This is a genomic window from uncultured Apibacter sp., assembly GCF_946479295.1.
In the GTDB taxonomy this organism is placed as follows: Bacteria; Bacteroidota; Bacteroidia; order Flavobacteriales; family Weeksellaceae; genus Apibacter.
In genome coordinates this window covers 185,562-203,638 of sequence record NZ_CAMLFD010000001.1, presented here as the reverse complement: position 1 = coordinate 203,638, position 18,077 = coordinate 185,562, and the positions used below count along the sequence as shown (strand labels likewise).

The following is an 18,077-nucleotide window of genomic DNA, read 5'->3' as shown; positions in this document are numbered from 1 at the left end:
TTATATGTCAGATACTAATAAATATTTATTTCAGGTTAATCTGAAAGGGATGATTGAATTACTTTCAGAACATATTTATAGCAGTCCCAATGTTTTCATACGTGAGCTACTTCAAAATGGAGTAGATGCGATTACAGCACGCAAAGGTATAGATGAATTTGAAGGGAAAATTACGTTGTACTTAACTCATGATGAGGATACACCCAAATTTATTTTTGAAGATAATGGAATTGGGCTTACAGAAGAGGGGGTTCATCAATTTCTTTCCGTAATAGGACAAAGTTCCAAAAGAGGAGAACTTGAAGAAAAAGATTATATAGGAAAGTTTGGTATAGGGATGCTTTCTTGTTTGGTCGTAAGCAATGAAATAATTGTTGAAACTCGTTCGCTATTAAAAAATAAAGGAATACGTTGGATTGGAAAGGCAGATGGTACCTATGTAGTTGAACCTTCGGAAGATATAAAAGAAATAGGCACTCGAGTGATTCTTACCCCAAAGAAAGAATGGAAAAGTCTCTTTAAAGAAGAAGAAATAAAGAAAAATATTCTCTATTTTGGAGATGCCTTACCTATAAAAATTAATTTTGTTTCCGAAAAGGGAAACGATGTGCTTGTCGATAAAGAACCTGTGTGGTTAAGTTCTGAAGCATCAAAAGAAGATATACTTCAATATGGTAAAAAAATATTTGGTATAAATTTTTTAGATTCCTTTAAATTAGAATCTCAGGTAGGAGAGATAAAAGGTATAGCTTATATAATGCCTCATAAGGTTCAGTTTTTAGGAAATACGAAGCAGAATAAAGTTTATTTAAAAAGAATGTTTCTATGTGAGGATGTTAAAGGACTCCTTCCCGATTGGTCAACCTTTGTACGTTGCATAATAAACACTAACACATTACGACCTACGGCCTCAAGGGAAGCGCTTATGAATAATGAGCTCATGGCAAAAGCTAAAAATGAGCTTACATTTTGTTTTAAGGATTATTTAAAATATCTTGCTGTTACAGATACACATATCCTTAGTCAAATAATAAAAATTCATCATTTATATATCAAAGCATTAGCGTTAGAAGATTCCGATTTATTAAAAATGTTTATTGATTATATTCCCTTTGAAACAAACAAAGGAGACATGACTTTTTTATCACTCAGAACTTATAATGAAATTATATACTATACTCCTTACTTGGATGATTTCAGGCAAATACGAAGAATAGCTGGATCTCAAGGAAAAACAATAATTAATTCAGCTTACAGCTTTGAAACAGATTTGATTGAAAAAATTAAGGTAACAATACCCGAGATCATTTTCAAAAAGATAACCCCTCAAGATATATTGGATAATTTTGAAGATGTTAAAATCGCTGAAAATCAAAATTATATTAGATTTGAAAAAAAAGCCAATCAGCTTCTTCGATCTTTTTATTGTAAGGTTCAAATTAAAGAATTCCACCCTGTTGATACTCCTGCTATATATGTAGCGAATGATCAAGCTATTAATAATAAAAATATACAGAATTTATCTAATTCGGCCAATCCTTTTTCATCAACGTTACAGAATTTTGTGAAAAAAGAAAATGAAAATATGCCGACTTTATGCTTTAATAAAGATAATGAAATAGTACAAAAATTATTTCAGGTTGAAGATTCCTTTATGTTTGAAGCAATCGTTCATATCATGTATGTACAAGCACTTATGTTGGGAGGATATCCTGTAAATAAAAAAGAAATGGAAGTATTTAATAATGCTTTATATCAACTTATAATTTTAGGAATGAGCGATTTTATGGAAAAATTAGATTTTTAGTAAACCTTTTTTTAATTATATTTTTTCAAACTTATAAATATTAATTACAAAAGATAGTTGATAAAAAATTATTTTTTATTTATTATATAGCGTTTTTTTAATAATTAGCTATAATAATTGAATTTAAGATAATTCCGTTGATATTGTTAATGGTTGAGTTATATCCGCTTTATTATTTAATTAAAAAAACGAGAGTAATAATATTGTGAGATAATTATATAATATAAACTTTTTTTAACGATACAGATTTTAATCATTATTTCTAAAAATATAGAGTATTAAATTCAAAGAAGTATTTTTTAAAAAAACATGTTTTTTAATGTAAAATTTAAGAAATATCTTTGCAGCAAATTTTTACACTAAAAATGAGGGCAGCAAGGTATATATTATTACGCTTACCAAGAAAATCAAAGGCACTGGTTGGGAAATATGGAAAAGGATCTTTTTTTAAAGGATCATTAAGCGCAATCATTTCTTCTATGACCTATGGTTTAATTCCTTTATTTAGCATACCATTGATGCAAAAAGGATTAAATTTTGATACGGTATTATTGTATCGTTTTTTACTCGCATGTATTGCCGTAGCTGTTTTGATGAAAATTAAAAAAGTAAATTTTAAAGTATCGTTAAAAGAATTTAAAGCATTAACAGTGCTCAGTTTACTGTGCAATACCTGTTCACTCTTTTTTTTTCTATCTTATACCTATTTAGGAGGTGGAGTAACAACTACCGTACATTTTTTGTATCCTGTTTTTGTTACTTTAATTATGGGAATTTTCTTTAAAGAAAAAATTTCAATAAAAGGTTTTATCTCTATTTTATTAGCTGTGACAGGTGTTGCTTTATTATCATTAGGAGAGGGTATTGGAAAAATAAATTTTAAAGGAATTTTATTTGCCCTATCCGCAGCTATATTTTACGCTTTTTTCTTAGTATTCTCTGTAAAATCAACGGTCAAGGATATGCCGGTGCTTAGATATACTTTTTATATACAAGTCATAGGTGTTGTTTATCTTCTTCTATTTTGTTTATTAACCGGTTCATTCCAATGGTTTCCGGTAAAAGATGTGTCTTGTGTTCTCAACATCACATTACTAGCACTAATTCCTACCATAGTATCAATTATAACGTTGGTTGAGGCAGTTAGAAGAATTGGATCAACACTAACATCAGTTTTAGGGGCTTTTGAACCAATTACAGCGGTGATCATAGGGGTTTTGGTTTTTTCCGAACCTTTTTCATCCATGATGTTATTAGGAATATTATTGATTATTTTAGGAGTTTTTGGAATTATAATCTCCCAAAAAAATTCTCATAACCACTAAGATAAATATATGATTTTTATTTTCTATAATCATCATATAAAAGAATCCAATTAGAGTGTTTAAAATAATCCCAGCTTACTGATGCTAAATCTATTTTTGGGTCAATAAATTGCTTGAACGGATGTGCATTAACAGAGATCTTTGTATTTGCATAAATTTCAATCTCCTTATTTTTTTGTTTAAAATCTTGTTTTATATACTGAGCTGCTTGCCATATAAAATCAGGATAACAATCTATTCTGTGGATTTGCTTTTCAGTAAATAAGTCATGCATATTAAAGGTAAGGATTTCCTTTGTCTTTTTGTCAATGATCGTAAAATAGGTAGAACCATTTCGCTGTCTTAACATCATTCTCCAGCTTAGTCTATGTCCTTCTTCTGTCCAGAAAACATCTCCTTTAATGAAATAGTGGCGTATAGGTAGGAGTAATTGAATGATAAAATAGATTATTACTAAAAGGATATATGTCTGATTCTTATTAGTATAATTATAAGTCTTTAATGAAAGTGCGGGTCGTTTTTTGAAAAATATTCTTCTTATTGTGTCCGGAGGATAGAAAAAAACAATAAAGCTTAAAGCAAAATAAGGGAAAATACCTACCTTTAAAATAAATGAATTGGAAAGATGAAAAATTAAACTTGCTATTAGAGCTAATGTCCTGGTTTTTTTCCAAAGCATCATAGGAACAATCAATCCATCAAATAAAATACCAAGATAAGCAATTGAAATATAAAACCATTTTTCCGTAAAAAATTTACCTATAAAGGGGAAATCTGTTTTATGAGAATATAATAATCGGGTAAAAGTACCATCCAGCCAATCAGGATAGAGTTTTGCAATACTTGCATAAATATATAAAATTGAAACTTGTAATATCAGAACGAATGAGCACCATTGAGGCATTGACAATGATTTTATATTCTTATTTCTTTTTACATCAATGGAGTAATAAGCATTTGCAGGTAAAAAAAGCATTAAGAAACATATGAGAGTCAGAAAATAATAATGGTTATTATATGCAGTTTTTTGCATTAAATATTGAGCTGTCCATAAAATCGTAAAGCACAAAAGGCTTAACCGATATCTGTATCCAATCATTACTAATAATCCTAAAACTCCCATACATATAAAATAAAAATACATTCCATATCCGGGAAGAGGATGAAGCCATTCAAAACCAATAAAACTGAAGAATACTTTTGGAGATATTAAGTTAGTTTTTACCCACCCTGTCAATATAGCACCCCAAGATTCTACAAAAAGTAAAAATCCGAATAACATCCTAAATATAATTAGGGGAGAATTATCTATTTCCTGGAATAATTTACCTTTTGATATTTTCATATTGTTCTTTTTATTGCTCAATAAAGATAATAAATAAAAATCAATTCAAAATATAAGATTTGGTTGTATATGAATAATGATATAAGTAGTATCTTTGGTATAAAACAGAGAAACATTAATAAAAGCTGATATGAACTACAAATTACAATTACAAAAGTTACAGATTAAGATTGATGAAGAAAATGATATCGATCTGAGAAAAAAATTAATAAATCAAGCAATTGAAATTGCGGATCTTAATAAAGATTTATATGAAAGTATAGATTTACGCCATATCTTAATGGATGAGGAAATGAATCTGGATTATCGAATTGGCATATTAAAAGAGTCAATCAAATTGTCAGATGCTGCCAATAATTTAGAAGAATCTTTTGATCTACGAATCCAGCTGATTCAAGAGGAAATTTATACATCCCATTGTATAGATAGTTTTTCGGCGATAACTTGGTTGCTCGAAGCGGTTGATTCCCATCCCGATTTATTTAAGGAAGAGAATGTATTATGGCAATATAAATGGTTGGCTTGTTCGGCTGTGAATAATGCAGATATTTCATTAGAGCAAATTCAAGATATTTTAGAAGATTTAAAAATGAGGTTGGAAAGAAATGGATATGGATTAGGAGCATATTACGTTCCTAAAATAGATTTGCAAGAATCGATTGGAGATATTTCAGGTGCTTTACAAACATTAAAAGAAAGAGATGAATATGGAAGAGATGGAATGTCAGATTGTGAAGCTTGTGAGCTGAATACAAAAATTAAAATTAAATTAATTGCAGGAGATTATGATTCTGCCATTGCAGATACAAACGAAATGCTAAATGAAGACATATCTTGTAATGAAGTCCCTTTTGATACTTATTGTAATTTGGCCTATTATCTTAATAATGTTAATGAGAGTAAAGCGAAAGAGTATTTTGAAAAGGGATTAAATGAGTTTGATAATGATTTTGAATCTTCATTTATTTTAGGTCTCTCTAAATTAATTAATTACGCATCTTACCATAATACCCAGCATGCATTGGATCTTTATCAAAAGTATGCTCATTGGCAGTTAAATTCAGAAGACAAGACAAATTTCGACGTTTGTTTAAATTTTTTAAACTTATTTAAACAAAAAGGGACTATCGAGCTAGAAAAATTAAATCCAACCTTACCTTTCTATAGGGCTGATGCAAAGTATAATTCTGATGATTTATATAACTATTATTTATCTATAGCACAGAATTTAGCTGAAAAATTTGATGCAAGAAATAAAACCGATAATTTTAAAAAGTTATTAACTAAGGAAATAATGAGAAAATGAGCTATAATTTAGAATTGCAAAAAATTAATTTAAAGCTATATTCAATTACAAATCCGGATGACAAAATAATTCTCTTAAAACAAGCAATACTTTTGGCTGATTCTAATAATGATATAGAATGGGGATTTGATTTTAGGTTGGAGTTAATAAATGAAGAAGTTAGAACTTCAAGATGTATTGAAAGTTTTCCAGCCTTTACATGGCTTCTTGAAACCTATGATAAAAATCCTGAAATTTTTGATGAAAAAGAATTATTATGGCAATATAAATGGTTAGCACAAGCTTCCTATAGAAATTCAAATATAGAAAAAGAGCAAATAGAAAAAATATTTGAGGATCTTAAATCTAGAATGACAAAAAATGGTTATAGTTTACGTGGGTATTACAGTGTTATAATTGGATGGTATGATTTTATAGGAGATATAGAGTCAATGGATGCCTATATTGAATTAAGAGAAAAAGACACCCGTGATGATATGTCCCATTGTATGGCTTGTGAGCTAGATATTAGAGTTGAGTCTGAATTAAAAAAAGGAAATGTAGATAGAGCAATTGATATTGCTCATGATCTTTTTGTTAAGAAACTCAGCTGTGCCCATATGCCTTTTGCTACTTTTTGCAAATTTGCCTATTATTTAAATAAATTAGGAGATTCTAGAGCAGCTGATTTCTATGAAAAAGCTATGTATGAGCTAAAAGAAAATATAGATGAGAAATATGAGACTTTTTTATCAACTATTTCATTATTAATTAATTATTTAATATATAATGATAGGGAAAAAGCGTTTGAGCTTTTTGAAAAATATTCTCCTTGGGATTTTAATTCGGAAGATTCTTTGCAATTTGATTTCTCAGTGAATGTCTTAAATCTTTTTAACGTTGAAGGTTCTAGGAAAATAAGGATAAGTGCGACACATCCATTATATTCCGATTCAGGTGAATATAATTTAAAAGATTTGTATTCCTACTACTATAACCGAGCCTTAGATTTAGCTCATAAATTTGATGCAAGAAATAAAACCGATAATTTTAAAAATTTATTAACTAAAGAAACAATGAGCAAATGAGCTATAATTTAGAATTACAAAAAATTAATTTAAAGCTAAATTCAATTACAAATCCGGATGACAAAATAATTCTCTTAAAACAAGCAATACTTTTGGCTGATTCTAATAATGATATAGAATGGGGATTTGATTTTAGGTTGGAGTTAATAAATGAAGAAGTTAGAACTTCAAGATGTATTGAAAGTTTTCCAGCCTTTACATGGCTTCTTGAAACCTATGATAAAAATCCTGAAATTTTTGATGAAAAAGAATTATTATGGCAATATAAATGGTTAGCACAAGCTTCCTATAGAAATTCAAATATAGAAAAAGAGCAAATAGAAAAAATATTTGAGGATCTTAAATCTAGAATGACAAAAAATGGTTATAGTTTACGTGGGTATTACAGTGTTATAATTGGATGGTATGATTTTATAGGAGATATAGAGTCAATGGATGCCTATATTGAATTAAGAGAAAAAGACACCCGTGATGATATGTCCCATTGTATGGCTTGTGAGCTAGATATTAGAGTTGAGTCTGAATTAAAAAAAGGAAATGTAGATAGAGCAATTGATATTGCTCATGATCTTTTTGTTAAGAAACTCAGCTGTGCCCATATGCCTTTTGCTACTTTTTGCAAATTTGCCTATTATTTAAATAAATTAGGAGATTCTAGAGCAGCTGATTTCTATGAAAAAGCCATGTATGAGCTAAAAAAAAATGTAGATGAGGAAGATCAGTCTATTTTATCAACTGTTTCATTATTAATTAATTATTTAATATATAATGACAGGGAAAAAGCGTTTGAACTTTTTGAAAAATATTCTCCTTGGGATTTTAATTCGGAAGATTCTTTACAATTCGATTTCTCAGTGGATGTCTTAAATCTTTTTAACGTTGAAGGTTCTAGGAAAATAAGGATTAGTGCGACTCATCCATTATATGACGATTCAGGTGAATATAATTTAAAAGATTTGTATTCCTACTACTATAACCGAGCCTTAGATTTAGCTGAAAAATTTGATGCTAGAAATAATACCTCATTTTTTTCTAAATTATTAAATGATGAGTTGAAAAATTAATATTTAAAATAAAGTTTTATAAAACATAAAGCGGTCATCAAATGACCGCTTTATTTGTTTTCACAGCATAGTACAATTTCTATCTGTGAATGCTCAAAATTATAATTATAAGATAAAATAAATATTGAGACAAAGATAATAAATTTATTTTAATATGTTATCATAAATCGCTAATTATATATTTAATTATTATAATATATTGAAATTATAAATGCATATAATTAAATTATTTTATAGTTTTTACCTTTCTAAAGTGTTATTAATACTATAATTATAGCTAATAAATAATATTATTTAAATAAAAATAAAATGAATAATAATATAAAAAGTAATGAAAATTTAATATTGAAAAATTTGTTAGCTAAAGGTTACTAGTAACAACGTATAAGAAATTGAAATAAATATTGCTTTAAGTATAATAATAAAAGCTAATATAATTGTCTGTTTTTAAATTGAAGAAGAAAAATGCAGAATTAATTCTCCTTTTTATGTGTTTTAAGTTGGAAAAATTTTTTCTTTAAGACTTCTATATCTTTTTGTTCGATCTTTAAAGTAAGATAAATAAATAAAAAGAATAAAATATTTCCGATTAGAATTCTTACATACATTTGATTGCTGCAATAATAGGCAATTAGACTTAACAAAGAACTTCCTCCAATATAAAAAATAAGTTTCCTGTAATTGTAAGGTATAGGATATAATTTTTGTCCCCAAAAATAAGATATTAGCATCATGGTAAGATAGGATATAAACGTAGCAATAGCACATGCCCAATAGCCAAGATCGGTGTATTTTAATCCTATAAAATTTAATACTACGGTTATCAATGCCCCTATACCGGAAATGATTGCTCCGTAATGTGTATTGTCAGATAATTTGTACCATATGGAAAGATTGAGGTATATACCTAAGAATGTAGACCCAATTAATAGGATAGGAACTACTGGAAAGCCTTCCCAATAATCCGAATTTCTTATATATAAACGTCCTATCCAATCTAAATTGGCTACTAAAAATAATAAAATAACAGCACTGAAAATGGCATAATATTTCATTAAAGTAGCATACGTTTTTCCTGAATTTTTTTCTCCTGCATGAGAAAAGAAAAATGGTTCCACACCAAGTAGGTAGGCGGTTTTAAACAAAGTAATAAAAGTAGCTATTTTATAAACTGCACTGTAAATCCCCATTTGGATTTCAGCAACTCCTTCAGGAAGAAGATATTTAATAAACTGTCGATCCATCGTTTCATTTACAATTCCGGCTAATCCTGCAATGGTTATAGGCCATGCATAAATTAACATCTTTTTCCATAAAGAAAAATCGAAGGTGTATTTACCATCTAACATAGTAGGGATTAAAGCAATAAAGGTTATAATGCTGGCAAATAAATTTGCAGCAAAAGCATAGCCTATGCCATAATCAAAATTATACACTTTGCTAAAAAAAGCAGCTCCTATTCCTCCGTTTTCAATTTGCTTAGGTATCCAGAATATTAATAAAATCGTTGAAAAGAACATGGTGACAGAATTCAATATTTTAAGAGAAGCAAAATATAAGGATCTATTCTGAATTCTAAGTTTTGCAAAGGGAACAGCCGATATAGCGTCAGCAGCGAGGATAAAAAGAAACCATACTAAAAAAACAACTTCATCGGGATGTTTAAAGGCTGTGGCTAAAAAATGTCTGGCTAATATTCCAAAAATTAAGAATAATAAAGACACAATTAAAACTGAAGTAAATGAAGTGAAATATACTGTATTTTGCTTTATTTCTTTATCCTTAAATTTTTGAAAAAAGCGAAAAAATGTAGTTTCCATTCCATGGGTTAATAATACAGAAAGTATACCTGCCGCAGAATAAAAATCAGCATATATAGAATATTTAGCGGGGCCGAATGTTCTTACTAACATAGGGGTTAGTATAAAAGGAAATACTCGGACTAAAACATTGCTTAATCCATAAATTAGTGTTTGACTAAATAACTTTTTATACACTTATTTCTTTTTAAATATTACTGACAATAATTCCGGAATAGTACTAATATAAATTTTTAATATTATATTATTGACAAATTTAATAAATTTGATTAGGTTTGTAGGCATCCGCATAATATATTGAATTAAAAGAAGAAGTATGAATAGGGATGAATTGCAAATAATATTCGTAAGTAATTGAATTAACAAAAATATAATCCAAAATAAAGGTTTATCCTTTAACGTAAAGAGTTAAATATACAAATGAAAAAAATATATTTTCTTCACGGATATCAAACTTCAGGGAAAAAGTTTGAATGTTTACAAAATTTTTATCAAAATTTTGAAGAATATAATACTATATGTTGGGATTGGGATGAATTTATGAATATTCCGAAATTTTTAGAAGATAAAGCTAAAATATTAAAAGAAAATTGTGAAGATAGTATAATTATGGCAGACAGTATGGGGGCAAATATTGCTTGGCATTTAGTGAATTCATTTAAAGGTATGCATTATGTTATGACGAATCCTGTATTTTCGGCTGAACAAATAAAGGAACAAGAAAGAATTCCTGCCGAGTTGAAAGAAAAAATATTTTCAGCTACTTCGGAAAATATATTAAACAAAAACATACATCTTATAATTTCTAAAAATGACGAAGTTCTTAACCCGAACTATTATAAAAAAGTTTTTGGCACGTCATTAAAAATTCTAGAATTAGATGATGTGCATGCAATAACACATATGAATGAATATATGCCATCAATTCATCAAGTAATTATGAAGGCTTTTGATAAAGCGAATAGCTAATTGCTAAAAAAAATTTAGAAACCTATAGTAATTAAAAGTGTTAATAATTTATGCACTTTTCATAAAAATGACAAAATATGATTAGAACTCAAATTCTAATCTAATATTTTATTTTCTACCCTTTTCGATTAATAAATTTGATAAGATTCTTCTCGGAAATAATCATAATTAATTCTTTTACATATGAATAGTATACAAAAAATTATCTTACTTAGATTATTAAATAATAAGTAATACAATCTCTTTAGAATATATTTTAATATAATCAGGAACTAATAAATTGTTAAAGCCCAAATGATAATATGATTATTGGATTCTTATAACAATGAAGTTAGTTTAAGTTAAATACCAGTTAGCTTATCAATTAAAATTTTATTAAGCATGTACCGGAAGAATACCCCCCTCCAAATACTGAGAGACATATAAGATCACCTTTTTTAAAAATATCATAATTCTGAGCAAGAACTAAAGGAGCACTTGCACACCCAGTATTACCTAATTCCTCAACATTCGACAGCGATTTATTTTCCTCTAAACCTAATTCATGGCAAACATTATTTAAAATTCTTTTATTGGCTTGATGGCCTATAAAATATGATAAATCAGAAATTGAAAAACCATTTTTTTGGATAATTGTTTGCGTCTGTTTGGATAAATATATACAAGCTTGAGTAAAGACATCTTTCCCATAAGGCATATGTAAACCGTTTTTAGGCTCCATAGTGACTGCCTCTGGACCATGACCGATATCCCCAAGTCCAAGAGTATTTATATCTAAAACTTCGGCTTCGTTAGAACATATAGGTTCGGAAGAAAAAAATAATGCCACAGCGGCATCTCCCCATAAATGCCCGGATTGTATATCTCTATCATCAGAATAGCTTGAATTTCTATCAGCACTAATCAATAAAGCTTTAGACGAAATTTTACTTGTAAAAAAAGATTTAATGATTTCCATGCCGTTGAGAGCTGATGAACAAGCAGAAGATACATAAATAGCCTTGGCATTATTTATATGAAATTCTTTTTGTATGACATGAGCTGTTGTTCCAACAGTATCAGAAGGCGTATATGAAGCAAATACAATCAAATCGACATCTTTAATGTCATAAGGTAAATTTTTGATAGCATCTTCAACAGCTTTAATGCTCATGTAATCTATAGTTTCTTCTTCAGAAGCTCTTGCTCTGGTAAGTATTCCTGTTCTTTTAAAATACCATTCTTCTGATAAGTTATTAAGTTTAGCAAAATAATCATTATTAATTCTTTTTGCAGGTATATAATATCCTTTAGAATTTATAAACATTTTAAAATATTTAAGTATTAAAATTTTTGCAAATATAGGCTACTAATAACTTATTTTTTAATTTATTTAGCTGAGTTTTATTAAAAGAACACATATATTAACTTTTTATTAAATGTAATTTAACATCAAATTTTATGCCATTGGGAATTATTTTCAATAATTAGCAAAAAAATAAAAATATAATACAATAATAGTTGAATATTTATATTTATAATGTAATTTTAAATTTTGGTAAAAATATTACACCATCTAACAATTTTTTTTTAAAATAATCTTTAAATTATATTTATATGTTTAAAAATTATAAATTTATATCTTAATAATAAATAAAAAAAACATTATAATTGTAGTTTAGATTAAATAGTAATAATATAATTGTTTGTGAGGTAATACTTAATTACAAATTTTAACATATAAATGAAATATTTAGACTTGTTTATATATTTGAAAAAAATTGAAGATTACGCTAAGGATCAAATAGATATAGATCAGAATTTGGTTATTAGAAATTTTTCATTTAAATCAAATTATCGTTTTATACTACCCGGTGGTTTAGGAAATAATGATAATTATGAATTTTTACATACTCCTATCAATGAAGATGAGTCGGATATTATCCAAAAAATGTTAATTAAAAAAGATGCCGATATCATTGAAAATATTGAATTTCGATATCATATAATCATGCCTAAAAAAGAAAACAAGGCTAAAGAAATTGTCATTTTATTTCATGGGTTTAATGAGAAATATTGGTATAAATATTTACCATGGGCAACATATATGGCTGAAAAAACAGAGAAAGCTATTGTTTTATTTCCTATGGCTTTTCATATGAATAGAGCTCCGGTATTGTGGAGTAATTCAAGAGAAATGTATCGTGTGAGTGAAGAACGAAAAAAACGGCACCCTTTACTTTTATGCTCAAGCCTTTCCAATGTAGCTATTAGTACACGTATTAATAATAAGCCTCAAAGATTTATCTGGTCCGGTTTGCAGTCTTATTATGATGTGTTAGATTTTGTAGAAGATATAAAAGAAGGAATACACCCAGGGATTGATAAAAATGCAAAAATAGACCTTTTCGCTTATTCTATTGGTGCATTTTTGTCTCAAGTATTAATGATGAGTAACAGAAATGGATATTTTTCGGAGTCAAAATGTGCTATTTTTTGCGGAGGGGCCGTTTTTAATCGATTTTCACCGGTATCAAAATTTATTTTAGATAGTGAGGCTGAGGTTGGTTTATATTCATTTATAGTAGAGCATTTGGATAGTCATATGGACAGGGATGAAGTGCTTCGATATTACATGTTTAGTACTCCTGAAGGCCCGAATTTTAGAAGTATGTTATGTTATAAAACTTTAATCAAAGAAAGGGAAGAAGAATTTAGAAGAATGAGCCATCAATTTTATGTGATCACTTTGGATAAAGATGAAGTAATACCTTCATATGAAATTATGAATACTTTACAAGGATCTCGTAGAGATATACCTATTTCTGTTGATTTAATGGATTATCCATACAACTATGTACACGAAGATCCTTTTCCTTGTACGCCGGAAATAGCTGATGAAGTACATAATTGCTTTACATTAACATTAGATAAAATATGTGATTTTTTAGTTAAATAATATTTTTTAAATAAAAGTTGAAATTATTTAGTATAAATGTGTTAAAAGTACCTTATTTTTTATATAATACACTGAATTAATTTAAATGCATTAAGGGCATATAATAATTCTTGAAATTAAAAAAAATGTAACAATAAGCCTTCCGCAAAATATTTTTTTATCTTAAAAACAAACTTTGGTTAATTTAAAATCATTTTTAGAATTTATTTTGTTAAAAAGAAATATTTGAAAAAATATGTAAACAGCAGATTTTTAGTAATAATTGTAAAATATTAATGTGCTAAATGTATATGAAGTCTATAATTTTAAAATATTACAGAAAACGGTTTTAATGATTGGATAAAATAGAAAAGAGATTGAAGATCATATACGGAAAAATGTCTAAAGCTGTATATATAATAGATTGTTGCCCTATTAAAATTAAAAAAATATATAGTCGAAGCAGCACTATCAAATGAAAATAAAATTTACGCAACAGTATATGTAACGAAATCGAGTCCTTATACCATTAGCGCAATTTCGTCACTAGACAATAGATATTTTTTACAAAATCAGGAGATTTCCTTTCAACCGATACATATACAATTGAGATACCGGGATATGAAACGTCTTTGAACTTCGCTTCAGAGAAAAATAAAGGCTTCACTTTACATGATTTTTTTAACGAAATTTCATGTAATTTTTATGTGAAAGTATAACACCCCATTGATAACTCTGATTAGGCATTAGACTGTTCCTAAATATTCTTAAGAGGTAAATTATGTAAGTGCCGCTCAATTGTTGTGCAATAATTATATTGAAATTATAATAAGCTAAATGCTGAAAAATTATTAAGCTACTTTATCTATGTGTATACTGATACAGTTAAAGGCATCGGTTGTAAAACTGAAAATCTGACTTTAGATAGTTAGGACCAAAAAAATGGTATTGTAATCCAATCCGTAAAATTAATGAGGTAAGGTGCGTATCCCTACGGAATGTTATACCAAATTACTTATATATGCTAGCAGAAATTTCTGTAAAGGACTGCGAAGTAGAAATTCCCGTAACCCATTATTCGGATTATATTGTTGTAGGCAAACGATTTCGGAGACAATAATCTCCTATCAACCGGATCATGTGCTGGTAATTTATTCCTTATTACGTATACGGATTTTCTATAAAAGATGTTAAACAAATTACAAATTGAGAGTCTATTATCTTTATATAATTTTTGATTTCCATTTATGTCATATTTTAGTCAATAAAAAGTAAAATAATAAGCCGGCGAATTTTTGTTTTTAAAATGAGATAATATAAAAAAGCTTCAATAGGTAACTAAAAGTTTAGCTTTGCACGATAAAACAATTAATATAGTTTACTCGTTTTACGATCATTCTTATAAAATATTCAAAATAAAAACGATAAAATTCAAAGTATGAATTTATTTATTTTTAAGAATTATTTTATTTACAGCTAAAATAAATATTTTTGTATAAAGTTCCTGTCAATGTGTATATTAGGTAAATATTCAGCAGATAAATTATTGCTGTTTAGCTTTATTTGCTCACTACTTATAGTTTATCCCAATATAACTTGGTTACCTTGGGAGATAAGTATGTTGGCTGATAATAAAAAAATATATTATCTTTTGTTTTTTATATTACGTTGTATACTATATACTATTTTTATTTTTGCATTGATCAAGATCAATGTAAGAAAAATTCAAACTACCTCTTTTCAAAGTCGCTTACTATATAATTCCCTAATTACTCTTTTTGCTTTCTGTATTTACGTAGGAATATTTTTCATTTTAAAAGTTAAAATAGCTCACTTAGGCAGTTTGGTTTTATTTCAATTTTTTCTTATTTGCATTTTATGTACGCTTTCATCTTATATTTACCAATTATATAACGAAAAGAAAAATAAAGAGCTGGAAATAGAACAGTTAAAAATTGAAAATTTGCAGAGTCAATATAATGCATTAATCTATCAAGTAAATCCTCACTTTTTCTTTAATTCGTTGAACGGATTGGTATCGCTTATTCGAAAAAAGGACGATTTGGTTACCCTTACTTATGTAAATAAACTATCGGATGTATTTCGCTATATTTTACAAAGTGATAAAAAGGGACTGGTAACATTTAGAGAAGAACTTGATTTCATACAAGCATTTCGTTATATGATGGAAGTACGGTTCGCTAATAAATTGATCTATGATATTAAAATAAATCAATCAGCATTATCTTATAAGCTTCCGGTTCTTTCAGTTATGCCTATTTTGGATAATATAGTAGTTCATAATATTATAGATAGTGATCATAAAATGATTATTACAATTGAAGTGAATGAATGTAAAGAATTAGTAGTATCCAATCCTATATATCCTAAAATATTTTCACCTACTACCAATGGTACAGGATTGAATAACCTAAAAAATCGATTTTCATTACTTACAAATGGTCAGATAAAAATTAAAAATGATGGCGTAACATTTACAGTATATTTACCGTTAATATAAATAAGATATGGAAATATTGATAGTAGAAGATGAAACAGCAGCTTATGAAAGTCTTGTTGGAATTTTACGAGATATTGAACCTTCCATACAAGTAGTTGGAAATACGGAAAGCGTTACCCAAACTATTAATTGGTTATCCAACCATAACAAACCCAATTTAATATTGATGGATATCCATTTGTCGGACGGTTCAGCTTTCTTAATATTTGAAAATATAAAAGTAGAAGTTCCTATTATTTTCACAACAGCATATGACGAATATGCTATTGAGGCATTTAAAGTAAATAGTATTGACTACCTCTTAAAACCCATCAAACAAGAAGAATTGGATCGTGCAATACAGAAATTCAAAAAACTAACGCAACCCGACCTATCCGAATATCTAACTCGAATAGCACAATTAGCCCCTACAAAACTCTATAAAGAAAAAATATTAGTTTCCTTAAAAGATAAACTTTTCCCTATCGATTTGCAGGAGGTATCTTATTTCTATACTTCTAATAAAAATACGCATATTTATTTGAAGGACGGAAGTTCCTATCCTTATTTCAAGACATTAGAACAGATTTTTAAATTTCTTAATCCGGATAATTTTTATCGGGCAAACAAACAATATATAATTGCCCGTAACAGTGTGAAGAGTCTTACTATTTGGTTTGATAATCGCTTATTAATAACGCTCGATAGGGACGTCCCCGAACGTATTTATATCAGTAAGAACAAAGCAGCAGATTTTAAATTATGGGTTGTAAATAAATAGATGTATTTATCTTATTCGTCTTAAACAAACAACTTTTCGTTTTAATCAATTTCGAAATATTGTTTTATCGTATTTATTAAATATTTGTAATAATAAAAATCCTTGTACGGTGTCTAATAAGTATAAATATAAAATTTTTGCTGTATCATTTTTACTTTATTCTAGTTGTAATTATCAACAGAAAATAGATAATGAAGATTTATTCATGATAAAAGAGCAAGGTGCATTTTCAGCTGGTGGAACCATTGTTTCAAGTAAAGGCATTTTCGATCCGTTCAAACCTTGGTATGAAATACAGGGAGGACAAACGCGACATGGCGATCATGCAGATGTGTTTTATCAAATTCCTGTAAATAAAAAAAACAACTCAATAGTATTTTTACATGGATATGGACAATCGCGTCGTTGCTGGCAGACTACCGCTGATGGAAGAGAAGGTTTTTCTAATATTTTTCTTCGAAAAGGTTATAGTATATATCTTGTTGACCAACCGGGACGCGGAGAGGCAGGCCAGACTACAAAACCTGTAGGGATATCTGATAAACCTGATGATCAGGCATGGTTTACTCAGTTTCGTATCGGTCGGTATCCTAAATTCTATGATGGGGTACAATTTCCCAAAGACAACCAATCTCTTGAAAATTTCTTTCGTATGATGACTCCTAACACCGGTAACATTGAGGAAACGCAAGTAGTGGATGCTTTGTCGGCAGTATTTAATAAATCGGGTGATGGGATTTTCTTTACCCATTCGGCAGGAGGTATACTGGGCTGGAAAACTGCAATTAAAAATAATCATGTAAAAGCTATTGTAGCTATTGAGCCCGGAGGATTTTGCTTCCCTGAAGGAGAAGTACATGAAAATAATAGGGGAGGTAAGGGCATACCCTTAGATGAATTTTTAAAATTGACTACAATCCCTATTATAATTTTTTACGGTGATTATATTCCCATAGAAAAAACAACAGCCTATTCCGAAAATTTCTGGAGAGATGTACTGGCTACCGCCAATAAATGGGCTGAAATAGTAAATGCTTATGGGGGAGATGTCAGTATTATACATTTGCCGGAAATAGGGATAAAGGGCAATACCCATTTTATTATGTCTGATTTGAACAATCTGACAATAGCCCATTTAATTTCAGATTGGCTAAATGATAAAAAGTTAAATTAAAC

Annotated in this window: 13 protein-coding genes; 10 read left to right on the top strand and 3 right to left on the bottom strand. The window is 28.3% G+C overall.

From position 1 onward, the window contains the following. Positions 1 to 4 precede the first annotated feature (4 nt). Complete coding sequence (locus Q0T35_RS01040) at positions 5 to 1,807, top strand: HSP90 family protein (RefSeq protein ID WP_295810010.1); 1,803 nt, start codon at positions 5 to 7, stop codon at positions 1,805 to 1,807. A 365-nt stretch (positions 1,808 to 2,172) separates the two neighbouring features. Then, on the top strand, positions 2,173 to 3,132 hold the full coding sequence (locus Q0T35_RS01035; RefSeq protein ID WP_293917842.1) for a DMT family transporter: 960 nt from the start codon (positions 2,173 to 2,175) through the stop codon (positions 3,130 to 3,132). Positions 3,133 to 3,148: 16 nt separating this feature from the next. Here Q0T35_RS01035 and Q0T35_RS01030 read toward each other — a convergent pair whose 3' ends face one another. Beyond that, positions 3,149 to 4,477 carry an HTTM domain-containing protein gene (locus Q0T35_RS01030; protein ID WP_295840507.1) on the bottom strand — a complete coding sequence of 443 codons (1,329 nt, stop codon included), beginning with the start codon at positions 4,475 to 4,477 and terminating at the stop codon, positions 3,149 to 3,151. A gap of 130 nt (positions 4,478 to 4,607) precedes the next feature. On the opposite strand from Q0T35_RS01030, the gene Q0T35_RS01025 reads away from it, so the two are divergent. Genes Q0T35_RS01025 through Q0T35_RS01015 form a run of 3 tightly spaced genes read left to right on the top strand, consistent with a single transcriptional unit; the run spans position 4,608 to position 7,914 of the window. Further along, positions 4,608 to 5,783, top strand: a complete 1,176-nt coding sequence (locus tag Q0T35_RS01025; RefSeq protein ID WP_295840503.1) for a hypothetical protein — start codon at positions 4,608 to 4,610, stop codon at positions 5,781 to 5,783. Next, on the top strand, positions 5,780 to 6,850 hold the full coding sequence (locus Q0T35_RS01020) for a hypothetical protein (RefSeq protein ID WP_295840501.1): 1,071 nt from the start codon (positions 5,780 to 5,782) through the stop codon (positions 6,848 to 6,850). Before Q0T35_RS01025 ends, Q0T35_RS01020 begins: the two co-directional genes overlap by 4 nt. Further along, complete coding sequence (locus tag Q0T35_RS01015; protein ID WP_295840499.1) at positions 6,847 to 7,914, top strand: hypothetical protein; 1,068 nt, start codon at positions 6,847 to 6,849, stop codon at positions 7,912 to 7,914. The genes Q0T35_RS01020 and Q0T35_RS01015 overlap by 4 nt, the downstream gene beginning before the upstream one ends. A gap of 473 nt (positions 7,915 to 8,387) precedes the next feature. Here Q0T35_RS01015 and Q0T35_RS01010 read toward each other — a convergent pair whose 3' ends face one another. After that, positions 8,388 to 9,911 (bottom strand): oligosaccharide flippase family protein, encoded by a 1,524-nt coding sequence (locus Q0T35_RS01010; protein ID WP_293917834.1) that lies wholly within the window; start codon positions 9,909 to 9,911, stop codon positions 8,388 to 8,390. Positions 9,912 to 10,154: 243 nt separating this feature from the next. Between Q0T35_RS01010 and Q0T35_RS01005 the strand changes: the two genes are divergently transcribed. Then, positions 10,155 to 10,703, top strand: a complete 549-nt coding sequence (locus tag Q0T35_RS01005) for a YqiA/YcfP family alpha/beta fold hydrolase (RefSeq protein ID WP_295840497.1) — start codon at positions 10,155 to 10,157, stop codon at positions 10,701 to 10,703. A gap of 364 nt (positions 10,704 to 11,067) precedes the next feature. On the opposite strand, the gene Q0T35_RS01000 is transcribed toward Q0T35_RS01005, so the two are convergent. After that, positions 11,068 to 12,009 (bottom strand): ketoacyl-ACP synthase III, encoded by a 942-nt coding sequence (locus tag Q0T35_RS01000; protein ID WP_295840494.1) that lies wholly within the window; start codon positions 12,007 to 12,009, stop codon positions 11,068 to 11,070. A 417-nt stretch (positions 12,010 to 12,426) separates the two neighbouring features. Between Q0T35_RS01000 and Q0T35_RS00995 the strand changes: the two genes are divergently transcribed. The 4 genes from Q0T35_RS00995 to Q0T35_RS00980 all read left to right on the top strand — a co-directional run bounded on the left by Q0T35_RS00995 (position 12,427) and on the right by Q0T35_RS00980 (position 18,075). Then, positions 12,427 to 13,641, top strand: coding sequence for a DUF6051 family protein (locus tag Q0T35_RS00995; protein ID WP_293917828.1), 1,215 nt, complete (start codon positions 12,427 to 12,429; stop codon positions 13,639 to 13,641). Between the two features lie 1,489 nt (positions 13,642 to 15,130). Next, positions 15,131 to 16,141: a histidine kinase gene (locus Q0T35_RS00990; RefSeq protein WP_295840491.1), complete on the top strand. Its 1,011-nt coding sequence runs from the start codon at positions 15,131 to 15,133 to the stop codon at positions 16,139 to 16,141. Between the two features lie 7 nt (positions 16,142 to 16,148). Further along, positions 16,149 to 16,901: a LytTR family DNA-binding domain-containing protein gene (locus Q0T35_RS00985; protein ID WP_293917826.1), complete on the top strand. Its 753-nt coding sequence runs from the start codon at positions 16,149 to 16,151 to the stop codon at positions 16,899 to 16,901. A gap of 205 nt (positions 16,902 to 17,106) precedes the next feature. Then, the gene (locus tag Q0T35_RS00980; protein ID WP_295840488.1) at positions 17,107 to 18,075 is read left to right on the top strand and encodes an alpha/beta fold hydrolase; all 969 of its coding nucleotides are present in this window, start codon (positions 17,107 to 17,109) and stop codon (positions 18,073 to 18,075) included. The last annotated feature ends 2 nt before the right edge of the window (positions 18,076 to 18,077 follow it).

Excerpts from the sequence above, each read along its gene's own strand:
- Q0T35_RS01005 (WP_295840497.1), top strand. The coding sequence starts at position 10,155 with ATGAAAAAAATATATTTTCTTCACGGATATCAAACTTCAGGGAAAAAG.
- Q0T35_RS01035 (WP_293917842.1), top strand. The coding sequence starts at position 2,173 with ATGAGGGCAGCAAGGTATATATTATTACGCTTACCAAGAAAATCAAAG.
- Q0T35_RS00990 (WP_295840491.1), top strand. The coding sequence starts at position 15,131 with ATGTGTATATTAGGTAAATATTCAGCAGATAAATTATTGCTGTTTAGC.
- Q0T35_RS01000 (WP_295840494.1), bottom strand. The coding sequence starts at position 12,009 with ATGTTTATAAATTCTAAAGGATATTATATACCTGCAAAAAGAATTAAT.
- Q0T35_RS01040 (WP_295810010.1), top strand. The coding sequence starts at position 5 with ATGTCAGATACTAATAAATATTTATTTCAGGTTAATCTGAAAGGGATG.
- Q0T35_RS01020 (WP_295840501.1), top strand. The coding sequence starts at position 5,780 with ATGAGCTATAATTTAGAATTGCAAAAAATTAATTTAAAGCTATATTCA.
- Q0T35_RS01030 (WP_295840507.1), bottom strand. The coding sequence starts at position 4,477 with ATGAAAATATCAAAAGGTAAATTATTCCAGGAAATAGATAATTCTCCC.
- Q0T35_RS00995 (WP_293917828.1), top strand. The coding sequence starts at position 12,427 with ATGAAATATTTAGACTTGTTTATATATTTGAAAAAAATTGAAGATTAC.
- Q0T35_RS01025 (WP_295840503.1), top strand. The coding sequence starts at position 4,608 with ATGAACTACAAATTACAATTACAAAAGTTACAGATTAAGATTGATGAA.
- Q0T35_RS01015 (WP_295840499.1), top strand. The coding sequence starts at position 6,847 with ATGAGCTATAATTTAGAATTACAAAAAATTAATTTAAAGCTAAATTCA.
- Q0T35_RS00980 (WP_295840488.1), top strand. The coding sequence starts at position 17,107 with ATGATAAAAGAGCAAGGTGCATTTTCAGCTGGTGGAACCATTGTTTCA.
- Q0T35_RS00985 (WP_293917826.1), top strand. The coding sequence starts at position 16,149 with ATGGAAATATTGATAGTAGAAGATGAAACAGCAGCTTATGAAAGTCTT.